This is a genomic window from Rathayibacter sp. AY1A4 (assembly GCF_002930955.1).
Lineage (GTDB): Bacteria > Actinomycetota > Actinomycetes > Actinomycetales > Microbacteriaceae > Rathayibacter.
Window position 1 is genome coordinate 49,947 of record NZ_PSTN01000008.1, and the last position, 22,777, is coordinate 72,723.

Here is a 22,777-nt window from a genome sequence, read left to right on the forward strand (position 1 = left end):
GGGGAGAGCGCAACCCGTCCCGGCGGTGCCGCGGCGAGGAGTAACGTGCCGGTGATCCGGCTCGGGAGCGGCACCCCGCCCCCACCGGCGGCGAGAATCGGAGACGACCATGACCAGCGGACGATCTGACACGACCAGCGGGAGAGCGGACATCCCGAACCCCTCGGCGGCGAAGCTGAAGAGGAAGGTGATCGGCCTCGCGATCGCGGCGGCGGTCGGCGGCTTCCTCTTCGGCTTCGACTCGTCGGTGGTGAACGGTGCCGTGGAGGCGGTGCAGGGCGAGTTCCAGCTCTCGGCCGCCCTGATCGGCTTCGCCGTCGCCTCCGCGCTGCTCGGCTGCGCACTCGGCGCGTACCTCGCGGGCCGCCTGGCCGACCGCTGGGGCCGCATCAAGGTCATGCTGCTCGGCGCCGGGCTCTTCTTCATCTCCTCCATCGGCGCCGGCGCGGCGTTCGCGGTCTGGGACCTCGTGCTCTGGCGCGTGGTCGGAGGCCTCGGCATCGGCATCGCCTCCGTGATCGCTCCGACCTACATCTCGGAGATCGCGCCCAAGGCCATCCGCGGCGCCCTCGCGTCGCTGCAGCAGCTGGCGATCACGCTCGGCATCTTCGCCGCCCTGCTCTCGGACACCCTCATCGCGAACGGCGCGGACGGCGCCTCCGAGCCCTTCTGGTTCGGCGTCGCCGCCTGGCGCTGGATGTTCATCGCCTGCGCCGTGCCGGCCGTCATCTACGGCCTCCTGGCCCTGACCCTGCCGGAGTCGCCCCGCTACCTCGCGACCCGCGGCCGCTCCGAGGACGCCCGCGCGGTGCTCGCGACGGTCACGCCGCGCGACGAGGTCGACGAGGCGCTCGCGGACATCCAGAAGAAGATCGACGAGGACTCCGAGAACGCGAAGCGCTCCAGCCTCCGCGGTCCCGCCCTCGGCCTGCTCCCCGTGGTCTGGGTCGGCATCCTGCTGTCGGTGTTCCAGCAGTTCGTGGGCATCAACGTGATCTTCTACTACTCCACCTCGCTCTGGAGCGCGGTCGGATTCGACGAGTCCAACTCCTTCGCGATCTCGGTCTTCACCTCGGTCGTGAACGTCGTCGTCACCTTCGTGGCGATCTTCCTGGTCGACAAGGTCGGCCGGAAGCCGCTGCTGCTGGTCGGCTCGGCCGGCATGGCCGTCTCGCTCGCGCTGATGGCCATCGCCTTCAGCCAGTCGACGATCAGCGGAGAGGACGTCTCGCTGCCCGGCGCGTGGGGGCCGATCGCCCTCGTCTCGGCGAACGCGTTCGTCGTCTTCTTCGGTGCGACCTGGGGCCCGCTGGTGTGGGTCCTCCTCGGCGAGATCTTCCCGAACCGGATCCGGGCGGCCGCGCTCGGCCTGGCGGCCTCGGCCCAGTGGATCGCGAACTTCGCCATCACGGTGACCTTCCCGATCCTCTCGCAGGACGTGTCGCTCACCCTGGCCTACGGCCTCTACGCCGCCTTCGCGGCGATCTCGTTCGTCTTCGTCTTCATGTTCGTGCCCGAGACCAAGGGCCGCTCTCTGGAGGAGATGGACACCCTGCACATCCGCACCGTGATGAAGTCGGCGCGCAAGTAGCACCGGCCTCCCGCGCCCCGACGGCCGCCCTCCCGCAGCAGCGGGGGAGGCGGCCGTCCTGGTGCTAGACTCCACGGAGCACCTCGCTCGTCGGGGTGACTACGCGCGCCCATTCGGCCTCCGCTCCCCACGGTCCCTCTCCGCTCATGCGGCCGGGGCGGGAGTGCGCCGGGCGCCAGGGCGACGTGCCGACCGGCCGTCGCAGACAACCGAACGGGAGTTCGGCGCCGTCGTGCGCCCGGGCCCCGAGACAAGGAGAACGACTCATGGCAGTCGTCACCATGCGCCAGCTGCTCGACAGCGGCGTCCACTTCGGGCACCAGACCCGTCGCTGGAACCCGAAGATGAAGCGCTTCATCCTGACCGAGCGCTCGGGCAGCTACATCATCGACCTCCAGCAGTCGCTGGCCTACATCGACAAGACCTACGACTTCGTCAAGGAGACGGTCGCCCACGGCGGCACCATCCTTTTCGTCGGCACCAAGAAGCAGGCGCAGAACGCGATCTCGGAGCAGGCGACCCGCGTCGGCCAGCCCTACGTGAACCAGCGCTGGCTCGGCGGCCTCCTGACCAACTTCCAGACGGTCTCGAAGCGCCTCGCCCGCATGAAGGAGCTGGAGGAGCTCGACTTCGACGACACGTCGAAGAGCGGCTTCACCAAGAAGGAGCTCCTCATCAAGAAGCGCGAGCTCGACAAGCTGCACAAGTCGCTCGGCGGCATCCGCAACCTCTCGAAGACGCCGTCGGCCCTCTGGGTCGTCGACACCAAGAAGGAGCACCTCGCGATCGACGAGGCCAAGAAGCTGGGCATCCCGGTCATCGGCATCCTCGACACGAACTGCGACCCGGACGAGGTCCAGTACCCGATCCCGGGCAACGACGACGCGATCCGCTCGGTGAGCCTGCTCACCCGCATCGTCGCCGACGCCGCGGCCGAGGGCCTCATCCAGCGCCACCAGAAGCCCGAGGCCGAGGGCAACGTCTCCGCCGTCGAGCCGCTGGCCGAGTGGGAGCAGGAGCTGCTCTCCACCGGTGCGCCCGCCGCCGACGTGCAGGAGCCGAACGAGCAGGCCGGCGCGGAGACCGAGAAGGTCGCCGACGCCGAGGCCGAGACCGCCGACGAGGCCGTCGTCGAGGCCGAGACCCCCGCCGCGGAGGAGGCCCCCGAGGCCGCCGCGACTTCGACCGACGAGACCGCCACCGCCTGACACCCCGTTCCGTGACGGGGGTCGGACGCCGCACCCGCGGTCGTCCGGCCCCCGCTCGGTCGGTGCACGTTCACCACGAGTAAGAACCGCCGTCACCTCGGCGTGCTGGGCTCCTCCCGTGAGCCCGCCGCCGCGAGTGACGGCGCCACAGGGTTTCCGAACCAAGAGGAGTTCCGAGAACATGGCAAATTTCAGCCTCGCTGACGTCAAGACGCTGCGCGAGCAGCTCGGTACCGGCATGGTCGACACGAAGAACGCGCTCGTCGAGGCCGACGGCGACCTGGACAAGGCGGTCGAGATCCTCCGCCTCAAGGGCGCCAAGGGCAACGCGAAGCGCGCCGACCGCTCCACGAGCGAGGGCCTCGTCGCCGCCGCCGAGAAGGACGGGGTCGCCACGATGATCGAGCTCGCCTGCGAGACCGACTTCGTCGCCAAGGGCACGAAGTTCATCGCCCTCGCCGACGCCGTGCTCGCCGCGGTCGTCGCCGCCGGCTCCACCACGGTCGAGGAGGCCCTCGCGGCCCCCGCCGACGGCAAGACCGTCGCCGACCTCATCAACGACGAGGCCGCGATCCTCGGCGAGAAGGTGGAGCTGCGCCGCGTGGCCTCCGTCTCGGGCGAGCACTTCGCGATCTACCTCCACAAGACGAACAAGGACCTGCCCCCGCAGGTCGGCGTGGTCGTCGGCTACGCGGGTGAGGACGCCGAGACCGCGCGCTCCGTCGCCCAGCACATCTCGTTCGCGAACCCGTCCTACCTCTCGCGCGAGGACGTGCCGCAGTCCGAGGTCGACAACGAGCGCCGCATTGTCGAGGAGATCTCGCGCGGCGAGGGCAAGCCCGAGGCCGCCCTGCCGAAGATCATCGAGGGACGCGTGAACGCGTACTTCAAGCAGGTCGCCCTGCTCGACCAGGACTACGCGAAGGACAACAAGCTGTCCGTCAGCAAGGTCCTGAGCGACGCGGGCCTGACCGTGTCGGGCTTCGCCCGTTTCAAGGTCGGCGCCTAACAGCACTGCAGGAGGGAGTCCGGGTCGTTCAGTCGACCCGGGCTCCCTTCGCTCTGCCCGGGGCGGTCCCGGGCGTGGTCGCGGGGCCCGCTCCGCGCGGGATAGGTTTGTACGGGTCTACGGGAGGAAACGTCCATGACGGAGACGGATGCGATGACGACGGGCAAGCGCCGCAGGGTGCTTCTGAAGCTGTCGGGGGAGGCGTTCGGAGCCGGCACGCTCGGCGTGAACCCGGACGTGATCAGCGCCCTGGCGCGCGAGATCGCCGATGCCGCGACCGAGGTGGAGATCTCGGTGGTCGTCGGCGGCGGCAACTTCTTCCGCGGAGCCGAGCTCTCGCAGCGCGGCATGGACCGCGGCCGGGCCGACTACATGGGCATGCTGGGCACGGTGATGAACGCCCTCGCCCTCCAGGACTTCCTCGAGCAGGCGGGCGCCGAGACGCGCGTGCAGTCCGCGATCGCGATGACGCAGGTCGCGGAGCCCTACATCCCCCGCCGGGCGATCCGGCACATGGAGAAGGGCCGCGTCGTCATCTTCGGCGCCGGCGCCGGACTCCCGTACTTCTCGACCGACACGGTCGCCGCGCAGCGCGCGCTCGAGACGCACGCCGACGTGGTCCTCGTCGCCAAGAACGGCGTGGACGGCGTGTACGACGCCGACCCGCGGACGAACCCCGACGCGAAGAAGCTCGACGCGCTGACCTACCAGGAGGCGCTCCAGCGGGGCCTCAAGGTGGTCGACTCCACCGCGTTCAGCCTCTGCATGGACAACGGCATGCCGATGCAGGTCTTCGGCATGGAGCCCTCGGGCAACGTCGCGAAGGCCATCCGCGGCGCCGAGCTCGGCACGCTCGTCTCGAACTAGACTGACCACTTCCCTCTCTTAAGGAGCTCCCTGTGATCTCGGATGTACTGGCCGACGCGAAGACCAAGATGGGCAAGGCCGTCGAGGTCGCCAAGGAGGACTTCTCCACGGTCCGCACCGGACGCGCGAACCCCGGCATGTTCCAGAAGGTGCTGGTGAGCTACTACGGCACCCCGACGCCGCTGTCGCAGCTCGCCTCGATGCAGAACCAGGAGGCCCGCACGCTCGTCCTGACGCCCTACGACAAGGGCTCGCTGCGCGACATCGAGCAGGCCATCCGGGACATGCCGAACCTCGGCGCGAACCCGACCAACGACGGCACGATCATCCGCGTGACTCTGCCGGAGCTCACCGCCGAGCGCCGCAAGGAGTTCGTCAAGATCGTCCGCACCAAGGCCGAGGACGCCAAGATCGCGGTGCGCAACATCCGCCGCAAGGGCAAGGACGACCTCGACGCGCTGAAGGGCGACATCGGCGACGACGAGCTCGCCCGCGGCGAGAAGGAGCTCGAGGCGCTCACGAAGCAGCACGTCGACGCGATCGACGAGGCGCTCAAGCGCAAGGAATCCGAACTGCTCGAGGTGTAGCGGTGCCCGAGATCCCCGAAGGACCCGAGGGCGGCGAGAAGAGACCGTCTCCGCACGTCCCGGGTGCCCGGGGATCCCGGATGGTCACCCGCGACGCGCTGCGTGCGCGCGCCCAGCAGGGCCGGGCCGACGTCGAGCGCCAGCTCGAGGCGACCCGCGCCCAGCTCGAGGCGACGAACGACCGTCTCACCGCGCGCTCGGGCCGGAACCTCGTGTCGGCGACCGCGATCGGACTCCTCGGCGGCGGCGCGATGGTCGTCAGCCTCCTCCTGGTCAAGGAGCTCTTCATGGTGCTCGCGGGGGTGGTGGTGCTGCTCGCGGCGCTGGAGCTCTCGAACGCCCTGCGCCACGCCGGTCGCGATATCCCGCGCATCCCGACCGGGATCGTGGCGGTCGTCGCCGTGCCGGCCGCCTACTACGGCGGCCTCGGCGCCGCGTGGGCCACGGTCCTCGGCGGATCCGTCCTCGTCGGCCTCTGGCGGCTGGGGGAGCAGCTCTTCCGGCGCACCGCCTCCAGTCGGAGGGACCTCGCCCTCGACATCGGCCTCGGCGCGTTCGTCCAGGGCTACACGACCTTCCTCGGTGCCTTCGCGATCCGTCTCGTCGCCGAGCCCGGCGGCCAGCTCTGGGCGTTCGCGTTCCTGGTGCTCGTGATCGTCGTCGACACCGGCGCCTACGTGAGCGGACTCACCTGGGGCAAGCACCCGATGGCACCGCGGATCAGCCCGAAGAAGACCTGGGAGGGGTTCGCCGGTGCGGCCGTCGCGGGGATCGTCGTCGGCGTCCTGCTCGCCCTGCTGATGCTCGGCCAGCCCTGGTGGGTCGGCGCGGTGTTCGGGGCCGTGGTGCTCCTCACCGCGACGCTCGGCGACCTCGCCGAGTCGCTGATCAAGCGCGACATCGGCATCAAGGACATGAGCTCCTGGCTGCCCGGCCACGGGGGAGTCCTCGACCGGCTGGACTCGATCCTGCCGTCGGCCGCAGCGGCCTACGTGCTGTACTTCCTCTTCGCCCACTGAGCGCACGCCTCACCGGGGCGTGCCGATTCCGCTCCCGGCGCGCGGCTTGGCATGATGTCGGGATGACCGCTCCCTTCCCCCGAGCCCGCGAGTCCCGTCCCGGCTACGACACGGCCGAGGTCGACTCCTTCCTCGCGTCGGCGCGCGAGGCCTACTCGCAGCTCTCCGGGGGACCGGCGGACCTCCGCGCCGCCGACCTGCGCCACACCGCGTTCACCCTGCGCAAGGGCGGCTACTCCGCGCCCCACGTCGATGCGGCGCTCGAGCGCCTCGAGGACGCCTTCGCCCTGCGGGAGCGCCAGTACGCGATCGCGGCCCGGGGCGAGGAGGCGTGGCTCGCGGACGCGCGGTCGACCGCCCAGGAGATCGTGAACCGGCTGGCCCGCGCTCCCCGCGAGCGGTTCACCCGGGCCGGTGCTCTCACGACGGGCTACAACATCCGCCAGGTCGACGCCTTCGCCGACCGGATCTCCGGGTACTTCCGCGACGGATCGGTGCTGACCGTGGACGACGTGCGGACCGTCTCCTTCGCCCCGCAGCGCGGCGGGTACGCCGAGGCGCAGGTCGACCTGCTGCTCGACACGGTCGTCGATGTGATGCTGGCGGTCCGCTGACCGGAGCCGGATCTGCTGGCCGATCAGGTCATCGTCCGTTATGCTTTCTTAATCGTGGCTCAGCATCCTCAGACCTCCGTCGCCCACACGCCCGCGAACCGCACCAGCGGTCGCCCGGCGGTCCCGCACCAGACCCCGGTGCGGCGCTCCTGGGCTCGGATCCCGGTGACGGTGCTGGCCTTCACGGCCTCGATCGCGTTCGCCATGGTGAACGTCGTCGATCCGTCCAGCGGCGCGGTCGCCTCCCCCTACTACCAGGCCCCGGCGCGCTTCAACGGCGACTCCGCGCAGCGGCTCGTCGTCGCGGACGCCGTCGAGCGGACCGTCCAGCGCGACTCGTTCGGCGCCGAGGCGAAGCCGACGCCCACTCCGACCCCGACGCCCACTCCGACCGAGACTCAGACCGCTTCCGCGACCGCCGACGAGGAGGAGTCGGGCTCCGCCGAGGCGGAGACCGCCGCTCCCGTCCAGCGCGCCGCCGCTCCGGATCCCGGATCCGCGAAGGCCATCGCGTACGACATGATCGTGCAGCGCGGCTGGGCCGACAGCGAGTACGACTGCCTCGTCCTCCTCTGGAACCGCGAGTCCGGCTGGAACGTCTACGCCGAGAACAAGTCCAGCGGTGCCTACGGCATCCCGCAGGCACTCCCCGGCAGCAAGATGGCGACGGCCGGCTCCGACTGGGCGACCAACGCGAGCACCCAGATCACCTGGGGCCTCGGCTACATCTCCGGGCGCTACGGCTCGCCCTGCGGCGCCTGGGCCCACTCCGAGTCGGTCGGCTGGTACTGATCGTTCTCCTCCGCTCGGCACCGCGTCCGGCGGGCTGAGGCTCTCGCTACCCTGGTGCCGTGGATTACGCGCTGCTCGGGGTCGTCGGGATCATCACGGTCGTCACCGTCGCGCGGTTCTCGAGCCGCCTTGGAATCGCCGCACCGCTGCTCCTGGTCGTCATCGGGATCGGCGCGTCCTACCTCCCCGGGGTCCCGGACATCGAGGTCGAGCCTGAGCTGATCCTCGCGGGCGTGCTGCCGCCGCTGCTGTACTCGGCCGCGATCCAGGTGCCCCTCACCGACTTCCGGCGGAACCTGCGCTCGATCTTCGGGCTCTCGGTCCTCCTGGTCGTCGTGACCGCCCTCGTGGTCGGCGGCTTCCTCTACCTCGTGTTCCCCGATCTGAGCCTGCCCGCGGCGATCGCTCTGGGCGCCGTCGTGAGCCCGACCGACGCGGTGGCCGCGACCTCGATCGGCAAGAAGCTCGGACTCCCGCCCCGCCTGGTGACGGTGCTCGAGGGCGAGAGCCTCGTGAACGACGCGTCGGCGCTGGTGCTGCTGCGCGCCGCGACGGCTGCGGCGGCCGTGGTCGGCGCCTCCGTCACGACCGACGCGATCGACGTGGGCGAGGTGGGGGTCCTCTTCGTCTACTCCGTCCTGATGGCGATCGTCCTCGGACTGGTGATGGGCGTGCTCACCGTCTTCGTGCGCTCGAAGCTGCGGGACCCGGTGCTCGACACCGCCGTGTCCTTCGCCGTGCCGTTCCTGGCCTACATCCCGGCCGAGGAGCTGGGCGCGTCCGGGGTGCTCGCCGTCGTGGTCACCGGGATCTACACGGGGCACAACAGCGCGCGCTTCCTCTCGCCGCAGTCGCGGATCAGCGAGCGGGTGAACTGGCGGACGGCGCAGTTCCTGCTCGAGAACGGCGTCTTCCTGCTCATGGGCGCCGAGATCAAGGCGATCGTCTCCGGGGTCGTGAACCCGGGCGAGTTCGGAGTGGGCACCGCGGTGCTGCTGGGTCTGGCCACCGTGGTCATCCTGATCGTGCTGCGGGCCCTCTTCGTGTGGCCGCTGCTCCTGTGGCTGCGCAGCTCCGGTCGGCGGGCGGAGCGGATCAACCGGCGGCTGGCGGTGGGCCTCATGCGACTGCGCAACAGCGCCACCAGCGACGAGCGCTTCCGGCGGCGGCAGGTGAGAGCGGAGCGGCTCTACCTCCGGCGCGAGACCGATCTGGCCGCGACCACGAGCGAGGCGTTCGGATGGCGCGGAGGAGTCGTCCTGTCCTGGTCCGGGATGCGCGGCGTGGTCACGCTCGCCGCGGCCCAGTCGCTGCCGGACGAGACTCCCTACCGCTCCCAGCTGATCCTCATCGCCTTCACTGTCGCCGTCGTGACGCTGCTCCTGCAGGGTGCGACGCTCCCCGCGCTGATCCGGCTCACCGGCATCCAGGGCACCGACGGCGAGGCCGACCGCCGCGAGCTCGCGACGCTGCTCGACGAGGTCGCGGCCACGGGCATCCAGGCCCTGCCCGAGGCGGTGGCGGAGCTGCCCGACGGCGAGGCGGGCGAGCGCGTTCTCGAGCGCGTGCGCCGCGACACTCTGACCCGCTCGCAGGTGGCGTGGGAGCAGGTCGGCCGCGCGGAGGACGCGCCGCTCGGCCCGCACGCGCAGTACCTGCGGCTGCGCCGAGCGGTCCTGCTCGCCGAGCGGGAGGCACTGCTGGACGCCCGGGGGCGCGGGGTCTACTCCTCGCGGACGCTGCGGCGGGCGCAGCTGATGCTCGACGCCGAGGAGACCCGGCTCGAGATGGACGACAGCTCCCACTGACGGGAGGGGCACGGCGGCGGCCTCCTAGACTGGGGGGATGCCGCGCAGCAACAGACCCCGGGGCGGCCGCCGTGACGACGACGACGAGCAGCGCGACCTCTCGCAGATGCTCGCCGGCTTCCGGCGCACCGAGTTTCACGCCGGCCGGGAGTGGAACGTCCAGCCCGTCTCCGCAGCGCGGGCCGTGAAGAACTACCTCTGCCCGGGCTGCGGGCTCACCATCGACATCGGCCAGCCGCACCTGGTCACCTGGCGGGCCGACGGCGCGCTCGGCGACGCGGCCGACCTGGCCGGCCGCCGCCACTGGCACACGCACTGCTGGAGAATCCGAGGAGCACGAGCACGATGACCCACGAGATCCGCGGAGGCGTCGTCCTCCCCGCCCGCCGCGAGGACATCGAGCTGCACACGGCCGACGGGCTGACCCTTGTCGGGGAGCTCGCGCTGCCCCTGGAGCGCGAGCCGGTCGCGACCCTGGTCACCCTGCATCCGCTGCCCACCCACGGCGGCTTCATGGACTCGCACATCCTGCGGAAGGCCGCCGCCCGCCTGCCCGCGCTCGCCGACCTGGCGGTCCTCCGCTTCAACACCCGCGGCACCACGTCGCCGCGCGGCACGAGCGAGGGCGCGTTCGGACACGGCACCGAGGAGCGCGCCGACGTCGCCGCAGCCCTGGCGCTCGTCGCGGAGCGCGGACTGCCGCACCCCTGGCTGGTCGGCTGGTCCTTCGGCACCGAGCTCGCGCTGAAGTGGGGGAGGGAGCACCCCGTCGAGGGAGCGATCCTGCTCTCGCCGCCGCTGCACCGCACGAGCGCGGAGGAGGTCGCCGCCTGGGGCGAGGACGGCCGCCCGCTCGTGGCGGTCGTCCCGGAGTTCGACGACTACCTGCGGCCGGAGGCGGCCGCCGAGCGCTTCGCGAGCGTGCCGCAGCTGGACCTTGTCGCCGTGGAGGGCGGGAAGCACCTCTGGGTCGGCGAGGCGCAGACCCGGCGCGTCCTCGACGAGATCGTGCGGGTGGTCGCGCCCGCCTCGTCCCCGCTGCCGACGGAGTGGACGGGCGAGCTCGGCTGAGCCCGCCCGTGCGGCGACCGCCTAGCGGCCGGACGAGCCGCCGTCGGAGCCGCTGCCGTCGGAGTCGTCGCCGTCGCTGTCGTCCGCGAGTCCGTCGATGTGCCCGATGAGCCCGCGCAGTCCGGACACGTAGCCGGCGATCGCGTCGCGCTCGGTGCGGATCTCGTCGAGGCGCCGCTCGGCGGTGTCCATCAGCTCGCGGCTGCGGCGCTCCGCGTCCGCGACGAGCTTCTGCGCCTGGTCGCGCGCGTCGTCGAGGAGGGCGTCGGAGTCGTCCTGGGCCTTCCGGCGCAGTCGCGTCGTGTCGTCGAGGGCGTCGCTGCGGAGGGCGTCCGCCTCGAGGCGCTTGTCGTTCGCGCGTCGGATGGCGTCGGCGAGCTGCAGGTTCGACTCGTCGAGGTAGCGCTGGGTCTGCGCGACGGCCTCCTGGTGGCGGAGCAGGTCGTCGCGGTCGGCCTCCTCGCGGCGCGCGGCGAGCTCGACCACCAGGTCGATCCGGGCCTGCTCGACCTCGCGCGAGAGCGCAGCGGCCTCGTCGGCGGACGCGGCACGCAGGCCCGCCAGCTCGGCGTCGAGCACGGCGACGGCCTCGGCGCGCTCCTGGGTGAGCCGGGTGCGCTGGTCGGCGATCTCGCGGGCGCCCTCGGCGCGGACTGCGGCGACCTCGGCGTCGAGCGCGGCGCGGGTCGAGAGCACCTCGGCCTCGACCGCCGCGCGAGCCTGGGCGACCTCGGCCTCGACGGCCGCCCGGAGCCGGTCGACCTCGGAGGCGACCTCGGCCCGCAGGAGCTCGTTGGCCTGGGCGAGGCGAGCGGCCTCGGCGCGGGCGACCTCGATCTCGCGGGCGGCGACGGCGCGCATCTCCGCAGCCTCGCGCTCGGCCTCGGAGCGGATCGCGGCGGCCTCGCGCTTCGCGGTGGCGCGGGTCTCGGCGGCCTCGGTCGCCACGGTGCCGCGGATCGCGGCGGCCTCGCGGACGGCGTCCTGGGTCATCACGTCACGGTCGTCGGCGGCCTTGCCGAGCGTCGCCGCGGCCTGCGCCTCGGACTCGTCGCGGGTCCGGTCCGCACGGCGGCGCGCCTCGGTCACCAGGCGCTCGGCCTCGTCGCGCGCCTCCTGGAGGATGCGGTCGCCGTCGTCGCGGGTGGAGCGGCGGAGGGCGGAGGCGTCGTTCTCGGCCTGGGCGATGATCCGCTCGGACTGCTCCTCGGCCACGCGCAGGGTGTGCTCGAGCTTGGCGCCCAGGCCGGCGTAGGTGGGAGTGCCGACCTGCTGCAGCTCCTTCTCGAGGCCCTCGATCCGGGAGGACAGGCGCTTCACCTCGCGGCCGCTCTCGGCCGCCTGGGTGTTCGAGTGGATGAGCTCGCGGCGCAGGCCCTGGACGGCCTTGTCGACCTCGTCCCGGTCGTAGCCACGGAACACCTGGGTGAATTCGGCCTCGTCGTTCGCCACGTCGTCTCCTTCAGAGCAGGACCGCGGTGGGGCTCGCGGCACTCGGAAAGTGTATTCAGCGCGGAGGCCGCGGCCGGGGCGACACCCGCACCGCGCGCCGCCCGGGCCGCACTCTCGGCTTCTCCCGGGCATCGGAGCGAGGGCATCGGCTATCGTGGACTGTCTTTGTCTGTTGCCGTCGCGCCCCGGTCCGGCTGCGTACCCCGAGCCGGCCCCGGCCGTCACCCCGATCCGGCAACGCAGGAGGAGTTCTTTCGTGCGGTTCGTCTTCGCCATCATCGCCACCGTCATCGCTGCCGCGATGATCGTGCTCGGCATCGGTCAGCGGACGGTCTGGGCTCCTCCGGAGTCCCTCACCGCCGAGACCGCGCTCGACTCCTCCGCTCCCTACGCGGTCATCGACGGCAGCACCCTGGGCGCCAACCCGGGACGCCAGACGATCACGGTCGAGGGCAGCGGCGACGTCGTCGTCGCCTACGCCCGGACCTCCGACGTGCTGGGCTGGGTGGGCGGCTCGAGCTACGACGCCATCGGCTACGAGCGCGCCGACGACACCCTCACCTCCGCGGAGGAGACGGGCGAGCGCGTCCAGCTCTCCTCCGACGTCGAGACCGCCGACGTGGCGGTCGTCGATCCGCGCGGCTCCGACCTCTGGCTCGAGGAGTTCGAGGGGAGCGGCAGCGTGACCCTGGCGCTCGACGTGCCGGAGGACGTCTCCATCCTCATCGCGAGCGACGGCACCGCGCCGGCAGCCGACTCCGTGCGCGTCAGCTGGCCCGTGGACACCGCGACGCCCCTCGCCGGCCCGCTGCTGCTCGGAGGAGCCGTGTTCCTCCTCCTCGGCCTCGTCCTCTACATCTGGGCCTTCGTCCACCTGCGCCGCCAGCACGGCCCGCGCCGGAAGGGACCGCAGGGTCGGATCCCCCGCGGTGCCCGCCGCCCCCGGCCGCGTGCCGGGATCCAGGCCTCCACGGCGTCGCCGGCGCCCTCGCGCCGCCGGGCCGCCCTGGTGCTGCCCGTCGTCCTCGGGACGACCGTCCTGCTCTCCGGCTGCAGCTCCGACTACTGGCCTGATCTCGCCGCGGGCGCGAGCGAGGCGCCGACCGCGTCCGCCACGGCGACCGCGGGGGCAGAGCCGGTCTCGGCCGAGCCGACCCCCGTGGTCACCACGCAGCAGGCGGAGGCCGTCGTCGCCGAGGTCGCCGATGTCGCGTCGCGCGCCGACGCCGCCCGGGACGCCGGGATCCTGGCCGAGCGCTTCCAGGGCGAGGCGCTCACCGAGCGCACCACCAACTACGACGTCGTCGCCAAGGGCGGGACCATCGACCCCCCGCAGACGATCCCGGCCTCCCCGGTGAGCCTGGTGCTCCCGCAGGACACGGAGTCGTGGCCGCGCCTGGTCACCGCCGTCGTGCAGAACTCGACGGACACCACCCAGGCCCCGATCGCGCTGATGATGAGCCAGGCGAGCCCGCGCGTCGACTACAAGGTCGACTACGCCATCTCGCTCGAGGCCAACGCGCGCATCCCCGACGTCGCGCCCGTCACCGTCGGCACGTCGATCGTGGCGCCCGACTCGCGCCTGATGAAGCTCGCCCCGCAGACCGTCGGCTCCGCGTACGCGGACGTGCTCGCCAACGGCGACTCGAGCCAGTACGCCGAGCTCTTCGCGGCCGACGGCGACACCCTCCGGGGGCAGGTCGGCGTCGACAAGAAGAACGCCGACCGCGAGGCGCTGCCGGACACCGCCTCGATCGAGTTCTCGAACGCCGCCGGCACGTCGCCGACGATCGCGCTCGCGACGAACGACTCGGGGGCCCTCGTCGCCGCGAGCATCGCCGAGACGTCGACCGTCCGCCCCACTGCCGAGGGCTCGACCGTCTCGACCTCCGGCGCCTCGCAGACCCTGCTGGGCACGGACAAGTCGACGACCGGCATCGAGACCACCTACGGATACCAACTGCTGTTCTACGTACCGCCCGTCGGATCGGAGGAGAAGATCGTGATGCTCGGATGGAGCCAGGGACTCGTCTCGGTGGTGCAGCTGCCGTGAGCACCGTCCCGCCCCTGCCCGGAAACCTCCGCGGCGCCGTCGACCTCTCGTCGCTGGTGAACCGCCGCACCCCGCCCGCCGCCTCCGCCGGCGCCCCGGCCGCGCCCGCCGCTCCCGGAGGCGCGCCCGGCGCGAATCCGCTGCTGCTGACCGCCGGCGACGCCGAGTTCGACCAGGTGGTCCAGCTCTCGTCGCGCGTGCCGGTGATCGTCGACCTGCGCGGCTCCTGGTCGGACCAGAGCCAGAGCATGACCGCGCTGCTCGAGAAGGTCGTCGTCTCGTACGCCGGCGCGTTCGTGCTCGTCGGGGTCGATGTGGAGTCGAGCCCGCAGCTGGCGCAGGCGTTCCAGGTGCAGTCCGTGCCGACGGTCGCCGCGATCATCGGCGGCCGCCCGGTGCCCCTGTTCAGCGGCCTCGTCGCCGAGGAGCAGCTGCGCGACCTGCTCGAGCAGGTCCTCCAGCTCGCCGCTCAGAACGGTGTGACGGGCACGGTGCCGGTGGAGGGAGCCGCTCCCGCCGAGGGCGGCGAGCCCGAGCCCGAGCCGCTGCCGCCGCACCACCAGGAGGCCTACGACGCGATCGACCGGGGCGACTACGCCGCGGCGATCACCGAGTACGAGACCGCCATCGCGCAGAACCCGCGCGACGACCTCGCGGTCGCCGGTCTCGCTCAGGTACGGCTGCTGGCCCGCCTCCAGGGCCGCACGCTCGACGACATCCGCTCGACCGCCGCAGCCGAGCCGTCGAACCTCGACGCGCAGCTCGCCGTCGCCGACCTGGACGTCTCGGGCGGCCACGTCGAGGACGCGTTCGACCGGCTGCTCTCGATGTTCCCGCGCCTCGACGCCGAGGGGAAGGCCGCCGTCCGGGCTCGTCTCCTGGAGCTCTTCGAGATCGTCGGTCAGACCGACCCGCGCGTCAACAAGGCTCGGGCCCGGCTCACCGGCCTGCTCTACTGACGCCGGCCGGAACGCCGAGAGGCCGCCCGCTCGCGACGATCGTCGCGGCGGGCGGCCTCTTCCGTGCGGGGACCGATCAGTCGGCGGGGCGCAGGTAGAGCACGGCCAGCGGGGGCAGGACCAGCTCGGCGGAAGCCGGGCGGCCGGCCCACGGCTCCTCGCGAGCCTCGACCGCTCCGAAGTTCCCGACTCCGCTGCCGCCGTAGATCTCGGCGTCCGTGTTGACGAGCTCCTCCCAGCGGCCGGCCGTGGGCAGGCTCACGCGGTAGCCGTGCACGGGCGAGCCCGAGAAGTTGGCGATGACGGCGATCGGGCGACCCTCGCTGTCCTTGCGCAGGAACGAGACGACGTTGGCCGCCGCCGCGCCGCCGTCGATCCACTCGAAGCCCGACTGCTCGTGGTCGAGCTCCCAGAGCGACGGCGAGTCGCGGTACACGCGGTTCAGCTGACCGACAAGGCTCCAGAGACCGCGGTGGCTCGGCTGATCGAGGATCCACCAGTCCAGACCCCGCTCCTCGCTCCACTCGGAGTACTGGCCGAACTCCTGGCCCATGAAGAGCAGCTGCTTGCCGGGGTGGGCCCACATGAAGGCGAGGTAGGCGCGCACGTTCGCGAGCTGCTGCCAGTGGTCGCCCGGCATCTTCTGGATCAGCGAGCCCTTGCCGTGCACGACCTCGTCGTGGCTGATCGGCAGGACGAACTTCTCGCTGAAGGCGTAGACGAACGAGAAGGTGATCTCGCCCAGGTGGTACTGGCGCCACAGCGGATCGTTCGCCATGTAGTCGAGCGAGTCGTGCATCCAGCCCATGTTCCACTTGAGCCCGAAGCCGAGGCCGCCGGAGCTGGTGGGCTGGGTGACGCCGGGCCAGCTCGTCGACTCCTCGGCGATCATCATGATGCCGGGGTGCAGCTTGTAGGCCGTGGCGTTGACCTCCTGGAGGAAGCTGATCGCCTCGAGGTGCTCGCGTCCGCCGTACTGGTTCGGCAGCCACTCGCCCTCCTTGCGGGAGTAGTCGAGGTAGAGCATCGAGGCGACGGCGTCCACCCGCAGGGCGTCGACGTGGAACTCCTCGAGCCAGAACAGGGCGTTCGCGACGAGGAAGTTGCGCACCTGGGTGTGCCCGAAGTCGAAGACGTAGGTGCCCCAGTCCATCTGCTCGCCGCGGCGCCAGTCCGGGTGCTCGTAGAGCGGCTCGCCGTCGAAGCGGGCGAGGGCGAAGTCGTCCTTGGGGAAGTGCCCGGGCACCCAGTCGACGATGACGCCGATGCCGGCCTGGTGCAGACGGTCGATCAGGTACTTGAGGTCGTCGGCAGTGCCGAAGCGGCTGGAGGCGGCGTAGTAGCCGGTGACCTGGTAGCCCCAGGAGCCGCCGAACGGGTGCTCGGCGAGCGGCATGAACTCCACGTGCGTGAAGCCGAGCTCGGTGACGTACTCGATCAGCGGGTCCGCGAGGTCGCGGTAGCCCAGTCCCGGACGCCAGGAGCCGAGGTGCATCTCGTAGACGCTGAGCGGCTGCGTGTGCGGATCGACCGAGGCTCGCTTCTCCATCCAGCCGGAGTCGCCCCACTGGTGGTGCGAGACGGGGACCTTCGACGCCGTCGCGGGCGGCACCTCCGTTGCGCGGGCCATCGGGTCGGCCTTGCGGACCCAGTGGCCGTCGCGCGAGAGCAGGTCGAACTTGTAGGAGGCTCCGGGCTCGACGCCCGGGACGAAGATCTCCCAGACCCCGGTCGTCCCGAGGTTGCGGAGGGAGTGGCTCTCGCCGTTCCAGTCGTTGAAGTCGCCGACGACCCGAGCGGCCTGGGCGTGCGGGGCCCAGACGACGAAGCTCGTGCCCCAGACCCCCTCGTGCTCGCGGTGGCGGGCACCGAGCGCCTCCCAGAGGCGCTCGTGGCGGCCCTCGCCGATGAGGTAGAGGTCGAAGTCGCCGACCGTCTTCGAGAAGCGGTAGGGGTCCTCCGCGGTCCATTCGCCGCCGCCGCCGTAGCGGGCCTCGACGGTGTACGCCTGCGGACCGAGGACGTGGAAGCCCTGCCAGATCCCGTCGCTGAGGTGGCTGAGCTCGACGCGGGCGCCGGTGGCGAGCACCACGGCGACCTTCTCGGCGAGCGGGCGGCGCACGCGGACGACCGTCACCGGGTCGGAGACGCCGGGGGCCGAGACGAGGTGCTGGCCCAGGACGTCGTGGGGGAGCGCGTTGCTGCCGGTGGCGAGCTGCTGCAGCACCCACTCCGGGATGTCGGGCAGCGCGATCGCCGCGGTGCCGTCGACGGGGCCCGAAGCGGATGCGGGGTCCGCGGTCGTCTCGGCGGGGCCGGCGGTCGTCTCGAAGGGCGCGGCGCTGTCGGCTGCGACCGAATCGGCGGCGTCCGTGTCGTCGGGCAGGTCGCCCTCGGCCCCGCTGCCGACCGGAGCGGACTCCGCGTCGTCGGCGTCGGGCTCGACGGTCACGGCGTCGTCGGCCGCGACCGGCTGAGGCGCCTCCGGGACCGTCTCGACCGCGTAGCTGCGCGCGTTCTCGCCCTGCGCTCCGGGGTGCTGTCGAGCGTCGGGCGCCGCGTCGGCGACGTGCGCGCCGTGGCCGGAGGTGGTCGCCGAGCTGGTGCCGGTCGTCTGGACCGTCTCGGCGTGCGCGCCGAGGCCCGCCTCCTCGGCCGGGCTCGTGCCCTCGGGGGTGGTTCCGCTCATCGCTCGTCCGCCTTCACGCTCAGGATGTGCACGGGCTCGACGAACGAGTCGAGCCGCACGTAGTCGTCGCTGCCCCAGGTCCAGACGGCGCCGGTGATCAGGTCTTCGACCTCGAAGGTCGCGCTCCAGTCGAGCCCGATCGCGGGCAGGTCGAGGTGGACCGTGGTCTCGCGTGCCGAGTGCGGGTCGGTGTTGACGACGACGATGATCGTGTCGTCGGTCCCGGTGCCCGTGAACGCGGCCTGCAGGTGCTTGGAGTAGACGAGGATCGCGTCGTCGTCGCTGCCGTGCACGTGCAGGTTCCGCAGCTGCCCGAGCGCGGGGTGCGAGCGCCGGATCTCGTTGAGGCGCGTGATGTACGGCGCCAGCGAGCGGCCCGACTCCTCGGCGCCGGCCCAGTCGCGCGTCTTGTACTCGTACTTCTCGTTGTCGATGTTCTCCTCGGCGCCCGGGCGAGCGACGTTCTCGACCAGTTCGTAGCCGGCGTAGACCCCCCACAGCGGCGACGCGGTCGCGGCCAGGGCCGCCCGCACCTTGTACGCCGAGCGGCCGCCGTACTGGAGGTACTCGGTGAGGATGTCCGGAGTGTTCACGAAGAGGTTCGGCCGCATGTAGTCGGCCGTCTCGTGGGAGATGCTCGTGAAGAACTCGCCGAGCTCCTCCTTGGTGTTGCGCCAGGTGAAGTACGAGTACGACTGCTGGAAGCCGACCTTGCCGAGTGCGCGCATGATCGCGGGGCGGGTGAACGCCTCCGCGAGGAAGACGACCTCGGGGTGCTCGGCGTTGACCTCGTGGATGATCCACTCCCAGAAGTCGAGCGGCTTCGTGTGGGGGTTGTCGACGCGGAAGATGCGCACGCCCAGGTCGATCCAGTGCCGCAGGACCCGCAGCGACTCCTGACGGATGCCCTCGGGGTCGTTGTCGAAGTTGATCGGGTAGATGTCCTGGTACTTCTTCGGCGGGTTCTCGGCGTAGGCGATCGAGCCGTCGGGGAGCGTCGTGAACCACTCGGGGTGGCTGGTGACCCAGGGGTGGTCGGGCGAGGCCTGCAGGGCGAAGTCGAGGGCGAGCTCGAGCCCCGCGGCCTCGACCGCGGCGTGGAAGGCGCGGAAGTCGTCCTCGGTACCCAGGTCCGGGTGGATCGCGTCGTGCCCGCCCTCGGCCGAGCCGATCGCCCACGGCGAGCCGGGATCGTTCTCGCCGGCGTCGAGGGTGTTGTTCGGGCCCTTGCGGAAGGAGCGGCCGATGGGGTGGATCGGCGGCAGGTAGAGCACGTCGAAGCCCATCGCCGCCACGGCGGGGAGGCGGTCGATCGCGGTGCGGAAGGATCCGCTGGTCACGGTCCCGTCCTCGTGGCGCACGGCGCCCTCGGAGCGGGGGAAGAACTCGTACCAGGCGCCGACGCCGGCGCGGGTACGCTCGACGTGGACGGTGCGCGGCTCCGAGACGCTCGTGAGGCTTATCACCGGGCGGGCGTCGAGCGCGCCGTGGACGGCGGGACCGGTCGCCGCGGCGAGGCGCTCCTCGGCGCTCAGCGTGGTGTCGCCGACGCGGGCGGCGGTGTCGGAGAGCAGGCTGCGCTCGCCCTCGGGCCGCGCGGAGTCGTCGGCGCCGCTGCGCAGCAGGCCCTCGCCGATGGCGAAGGTGACGTCGATGTCCAGGCCGGCCGGGATCTTGACCTCGGCCGTGTGGAGCCAGGTCGCCCAGTCGTCGGCGTAGGCGCGGATGCGGTAGCTCCAGTCGCCCTCCTCGTCGAGGGCCACGAGACGGCCGTAGCGGTCGGTGCCGGTCGCGAGGAGCGACATGCGGTGCTCCGACTCGGCCCCGGACGGCGAGCTCAGCAGGAGGTCGACGCCGATGAGGTCGTGCCCCTCGCGGAAGGCCGTGGCGGCGAAGGGGACGACCTCGCCGACGAACGCCTTCGCGGGCCAGCGGTCGTCCTCGAGCCGGGGCTGCGGGTCGATGATCGGCAGGCGCTCGGCGCGGACGCGGTAGCCGCTCCCGGTCGTCGCGGGCGCCGGCGACGCGTCGGGTGCGTCCGCGGTCACCGGGGCGCCCGGAGCACTGTCGGCCGCGGGGGGAGCAGGAGTCGCCTCGGGGGCGGCGGCGGGCGCCGGAGCGGCCGTCTCGGGAGGCGCCGACGCCTCCTGGGGTGCGCGTCCGCGACCCGCTCGCCGTGCGTCTTTGCCGTTCTGAGCCTTGCCGAAAGGTATCTGAGCCACGTCACGACAGTAGCGACCGGCGGCGGCTCGCACACGACGGTTGCGCCCGCACTCGGGCCTGTGCAAACGGACCCGGGGAGCGCGTGCCGGAGCGTCGGGGCGGGTCCGCGTCCGGCCGATCCGCGGCGGCCGAGGGGTCCGCTAGGGTGACCGAGCGCGACCGCCCCGGTGCTCCGCGACCGGGCGCTCCGGGGTCCGCAGAGAGTCGAGGGGTGCCGTGAAGGCGATCCGCCGCTTCATCGTCCGCTCCGTCCTCCCGCCCGAGCTCTCGGCTCTGGGCGATCTGGCGGGCAATCTGCGCTGGGCCTGGCACGAGCCCGCCCGGCGCTTGTTCGAGCGGGTCGATCCGGAGCTGTGGCGGCGCGGGGGAGCGGACCCCACCGCCCTGCTCGGAGCGGTGAGCCCCGAGCGCCTCGCTGAGCTGGCGGGGGACCAGGGCTTCGTCGACGAGGCGTGGCGCCTCCGCGACGAGCTGGAGCGCTACCGCACCGAGCCGCGGTGGTACCAGTCGCTGCCGGAGTCCGCCCCGCGCTCGATCGCCTACTTCTCGCCGGAGTTCGGGATCGCGGCGGCGCTGCCCCAGTACTCCGGCGGACTCGGCATCCTCGCCGGCGACCACCTGAAGGCCTCCTCGGACCTGGGCGTGCCTCTCACCGGCGTGGGCCTCTTCTACCGGTCGGGCTACTTCTCGCAGAAGCTCTCGGCCGACGGCTGGCAGCTCGAGTCCTACCCCTCGCTCGATCCCGACGGGCTGCCGCTGCGCGTCGTCCGTCTCGCCGACGGCTCGCCCGCCCGCATCGTGCTGGCGCTCCCCGAGGGACGCGCGCTCTACGCCCGGGTCTGGCGCGCGGAGGTCGGCCGGGTGACTCTCCTCCTGCTCGACACCGACATCCCCGAGAACGAGGACTCGCTCCGCTCCGTCACCGACCGCCTCTACGGTGGCGGGGGCGAGCACCGCCTGCTGCAGGAGCTGCTGCTGGGCATCGGTGGGGTCCGCGCGCTCGAGCTCTGGGCCGAGGTCTCGGGCGGCGTCCTCCCGGAGGTGTTCCACACCAACGAGGGGCACGCCGGCTTCCAGGGGCTCGAGCGCATCTCCGGCCTGATCGGCGCGGGCCTGGACTTCGACCAGGCTCTCCAGGTGGTGCGGGCGAGCACGGTCTTCACCACGCACACTCCGGTGCCGGCGGGCATCGACCGCTTCGACCGCGGGATGATCGAGGAGTACTTCTCCACGGAGCTGCTCCCGGGCGTGCAGGTCGAGGACGTGCTCGCGCTGGGCGCCGAGCCGGGGGACTCCGGGACGGCGTTCAACATGGCGTACATGGGCCTGCGGCTCGCGCAGCGCTCCAACGGCGTCTCGACGCTGCACGGCGAGGTCAGCCGCTCGATGTTCTCGAGCCTCTGGCCCGGCTTCGAGACGGCGGAGGTGCCGATCGGCTCGGTGACGAACGGCGTCCACGCGGCCACCTGGACCGATCCGATCCTCCGGCGGCTCGCGGAGGAGCGGCTCGGCACCGACGACACGACGCGGGCCGACTGGGCCTCGGGCGCGCTCGGCGACACCGAGCTGTGGGCCGCGCGCCGGGCGATGCGGGAGCAGCTGGTGCGGGACGCCCGTCGCCGGGCCGCCCGCTCCTGGCGCGAGCAGAACCCGGGCGGCCTCCCGCCGGCCTGGCTGGACGAGCTGCTGGACCCGGACGTGCTCACCATCGGCTTCGCGCGGCGGGTGCCGACCTACAAGCGGCTGACCCTGATGCTCCACGACCCCGAGCGTCTGCGTGCGCTGCTCACCCACCCGCAGCACCCGATCCAGATCGTCATCGCGGGCAAGTCGCACCCGGCCGACGAGGAGGGGAAGCGCCTGATCCAGCGGCTCGTCCGCTTCGCGCAGGAGCCGGACGTGCGCCGCCGGATCGTCTTCCTGCCGGACTACGACATCGCGATGGCGCAGCTGCTCTACCCGGGCACCGACGTCTGGCTCAACAATCCGCTGCGCCCGCTCGAGGCGTGCGGCACCTCCGGGATGAAGGCGGCGCTCAACGGCTCGCTCAACCTCTCGATCCTCGACGGCTGGTGGAACGAGTACTTCGACGGCGAGAACGGCTGGGCGATCCCCTCCTCCGACCGCGCGCTCGACCCGGAGGCCCGCGACACGCTCGAGGCCGAGGCGCTCTACGAGCTGCTCGAGACCGAGGTCGTGCCGCGCTACTACGAGCGCGATCACGACGGAGTGCCCCGTCGGTGGGTGCGGTCGATCCGGCACACCCTCGCGACCCTCTCGCCCGAGCTCTCCGCCGAGCGGATGGTGCGCCAGTACGTCGAGGCGCTCTACTCGCCGGCCGCCGAGGCCGGGCGCGCCGTCGCCGCCGACCACTTCGAGCCGGCCAAGGCGCTGGCGACCTGGAAGCGGAGGGTCCGCGCCGGCTGGCCCGGGGTCGCGGTCGCGTCCGTCGAGTCCGGCGGGATCGACGCGGTGCCCCAGCGCGGGGACCGGCTCGCCGTGCGCGCGGGCGTGCGCCTGGGCGAGCTCTCGCCGGCGGACGTCTCGGTCGAGGTCGTGTACGGGACGACGGCCGCTGACGGCTCGCTCACCGAGGTCCGCCACCACGAGCTCGAGGTGGTCGAGGAGTCGGGTGCCGTAGTGCCGGCCGACGCGGTCGGGCGCGTGCCCTACGCCGGAGTGGTCACCCTCGACCGCAGCGGCTCCTTCGGCTACACCGTCCGCGTCGTGCCGCGGCACCCCCTCCTGGCCCGCTCCGCCGAGCTGGGCCTGGCCGCCGCCGCCGGCTGACCCCGCCCGGTCCCTCTCCGCGAGATGCCGCTCCGGTGCGCCTTC

17 protein-coding genes are annotated in these 22,777 nt (G+C 72.2%); 14 read left to right on the forward strand and 3 right to left on the reverse strand.

Annotated features, from left to right (window positions below; translation table 11 throughout):
- The first annotated feature begins 109 nt into the window (after positions 1-109).
- The 11 genes from C5B92_RS06730 (at position 110) to C5B92_RS06780 (ending at position 10,566) form a co-directional block, all read left to right on the forward strand.
- Entirely contained in the window at positions 110-1,591 is a 1,482-nt protein-coding gene (locus C5B92_RS06730) for a sugar porter family MFS transporter (protein ID WP_104223897.1), read from the forward strand.
- Positions 1,592-1,857: 266 nt separating this feature from the next.
- A complete protein-coding gene (rpsB, locus tag C5B92_RS06735; RefSeq protein ID WP_104254953.1) occupies positions 1,858-2,799 on the forward strand; it encodes a 30S ribosomal protein S2 in 942 nt (313 codons plus the stop codon).
- A gap of 181 nt (positions 2,800-2,980) precedes the next feature.
- Entirely contained in the window at positions 2,981-3,808 is an 828-nt protein-coding gene (gene tsf / locus C5B92_RS06740; RefSeq protein WP_104223895.1) for a translation elongation factor Ts, read from the forward strand.
- A 153-nt stretch (positions 3,809-3,961) separates the two neighbouring features.
- Complete coding sequence (pyrH, locus tag C5B92_RS06745; protein ID WP_374952923.1) at positions 3,962-4,675, forward strand: UMP kinase; 714 nt, start codon at positions 3,962-3,964, stop codon at positions 4,673-4,675.
- Positions 4,676-4,707: 32 nt separating this feature from the next.
- A complete protein-coding gene (gene frr / locus C5B92_RS06750) occupies positions 4,708-5,262 on the forward strand; it encodes a ribosome recycling factor (protein WP_104232499.1) in 555 nt (184 codons plus the stop codon).
- A gap of 80 nt (positions 5,263-5,342) precedes the next feature.
- Entirely contained in the window at positions 5,343-6,281 is a 939-nt protein-coding gene (locus C5B92_RS06755) for a phosphatidate cytidylyltransferase (protein WP_104232500.1), read from the forward strand.
- Positions 6,282-6,343: 62 nt separating this feature from the next.
- On the forward strand, positions 6,344-6,895 hold the full coding sequence (locus tag C5B92_RS06760) for a DivIVA domain-containing protein (RefSeq protein ID WP_104226865.1): 552 nt from the start codon (positions 6,344-6,346) through the stop codon (positions 6,893-6,895).
- Between the two features lie 54 nt (positions 6,896-6,949).
- The gene (locus C5B92_RS06765) at positions 6,950-7,687 is read left to right on the forward strand and encodes a lytic transglycosylase domain-containing protein (protein WP_258061290.1); all 738 of its coding nucleotides are present in this window, start codon (positions 6,950-6,952) and stop codon (positions 7,685-7,687) included.
- A gap of 59 nt (positions 7,688-7,746) precedes the next feature.
- A complete protein-coding gene (locus C5B92_RS06770) occupies positions 7,747-9,495 on the forward strand; it encodes a sodium:proton antiporter (protein ID WP_104254952.1) in 1,749 nt (582 codons plus the stop codon).
- A 37-nt stretch (positions 9,496-9,532) separates the two neighbouring features.
- A complete protein-coding gene (locus tag C5B92_RS06775; RefSeq protein WP_181028758.1) occupies positions 9,533-9,844 on the forward strand; it encodes a hypothetical protein in 312 nt (103 codons plus the stop codon).
- Entirely contained in the window at positions 9,841-10,566 is a 726-nt protein-coding gene (locus C5B92_RS06780) for an alpha/beta hydrolase (protein WP_104254951.1), read from the forward strand. Before C5B92_RS06775 ends, C5B92_RS06780 begins: the two co-directional genes overlap by 4 nt.
- A 21-nt stretch (positions 10,567-10,587) precedes the next feature.
- On the opposite strand, the gene C5B92_RS06785 is transcribed toward C5B92_RS06780, so the two are convergent.
- Complete coding sequence (locus C5B92_RS06785; protein WP_104254950.1) at positions 10,588-12,018, reverse strand: DivIVA domain-containing protein; 1,431 nt, start codon at positions 12,016-12,018, stop codon at positions 10,588-10,590.
- Positions 12,019-12,274: 256 nt separating this feature from the next.
- On the opposite strand from C5B92_RS06785, the gene C5B92_RS06790 reads away from it, so the two are divergent.
- The gene (locus C5B92_RS06790) at positions 12,275-14,071 is read left to right on the forward strand and encodes a hypothetical protein (RefSeq protein ID WP_104350189.1); all 1,797 of its coding nucleotides are present in this window, start codon (positions 12,275-12,277) and stop codon (positions 14,069-14,071) included.
- Complete coding sequence (locus tag C5B92_RS06795; RefSeq protein ID WP_104350190.1) at positions 14,068-15,030, forward strand: tetratricopeptide repeat protein; 963 nt, start codon at positions 14,068-14,070, stop codon at positions 15,028-15,030. Before C5B92_RS06790 ends, C5B92_RS06795 begins: the two co-directional genes overlap by 4 nt.
- A 76-nt stretch (positions 15,031-15,106) precedes the next feature.
- Here C5B92_RS06795 and glgB read toward each other — a convergent pair whose 3' ends face one another.
- Both glgB and C5B92_RS06805 read right to left on the reverse strand, forming a co-directional pair.
- Complete coding sequence (glgB, locus tag C5B92_RS06800; protein WP_104350191.1) at positions 15,107-17,719, reverse strand: 1,4-alpha-glucan branching protein GlgB; 2,613 nt, start codon at positions 17,717-17,719, stop codon at positions 15,107-15,109.
- Positions 17,716-19,686 carry an alpha-1,4-glucan--maltose-1-phosphate maltosyltransferase gene (locus tag C5B92_RS06805; RefSeq protein ID WP_308471282.1) on the reverse strand — a complete coding sequence of 657 codons (1,971 nt, stop codon included), beginning with the start codon at positions 19,684-19,686 and terminating at the stop codon, positions 17,716-17,718. Before C5B92_RS06805 ends, glgB begins: the two co-directional genes overlap by 4 nt.
- A gap of 472 nt (positions 19,687-20,158) precedes the next feature.
- On the opposite strand from C5B92_RS06805, the gene glgP reads away from it, so the two are divergent.
- On the forward strand, positions 20,159-22,732 hold the full coding sequence (glgP, locus tag C5B92_RS06810) for an alpha-glucan family phosphorylase (RefSeq protein WP_104350193.1): 2,574 nt from the start codon (positions 20,159-20,161) through the stop codon (positions 22,730-22,732).
- The last annotated feature ends 45 nt before the right edge of the window (positions 22,733-22,777 follow it).

What these genes read in the sequence shown, in the direction of transcription:
- C5B92_RS06775 (WP_181028758.1), top strand. Translation starts at nt 9,533, where the DNA reads ATGCCGCGCAGCAACAGACCCCGGGGCGGCCGCCGTGACGACGACGAC.
- C5B92_RS06780 (WP_104254951.1), top strand. Translation starts at nt 9,841, where the DNA reads ATGACCCACGAGATCCGCGGAGGCGTCGTCCTCCCCGCCCGCCGCGAG.
- C5B92_RS06730 (WP_104223897.1), top strand. Translation starts at nt 110, where the DNA reads ATGACCAGCGGACGATCTGACACGACCAGCGGGAGAGCGGACATCCCG.
- rpsB (WP_104254953.1), top strand. Translation starts at nt 1,858, where the DNA reads ATGGCAGTCGTCACCATGCGCCAGCTGCTCGACAGCGGCGTCCACTTC.
- C5B92_RS06755 (WP_104232500.1), top strand. Translation starts at nt 5,343, where the DNA reads ATGGTCACCCGCGACGCGCTGCGTGCGCGCGCCCAGCAGGGCCGGGCC.
- glgB (WP_104350191.1), bottom strand. Translation starts at nt 17,719, where the DNA reads ATGAGCGGAACCACCCCCGAGGGCACGAGCCCGGCCGAGGAGGCGGGC.
- tsf (WP_104223895.1), top strand. Translation starts at nt 2,981, where the DNA reads ATGGCAAATTTCAGCCTCGCTGACGTCAAGACGCTGCGCGAGCAGCTC.
- C5B92_RS06760 (WP_104226865.1), top strand. Translation starts at nt 6,344, where the DNA reads ATGACCGCTCCCTTCCCCCGAGCCCGCGAGTCCCGTCCCGGCTACGAC.
- pyrH (WP_374952923.1), top strand. Translation starts at nt 3,962, where the DNA reads ATGACGACGGGCAAGCGCCGCAGGGTGCTTCTGAAGCTGTCGGGGGAG.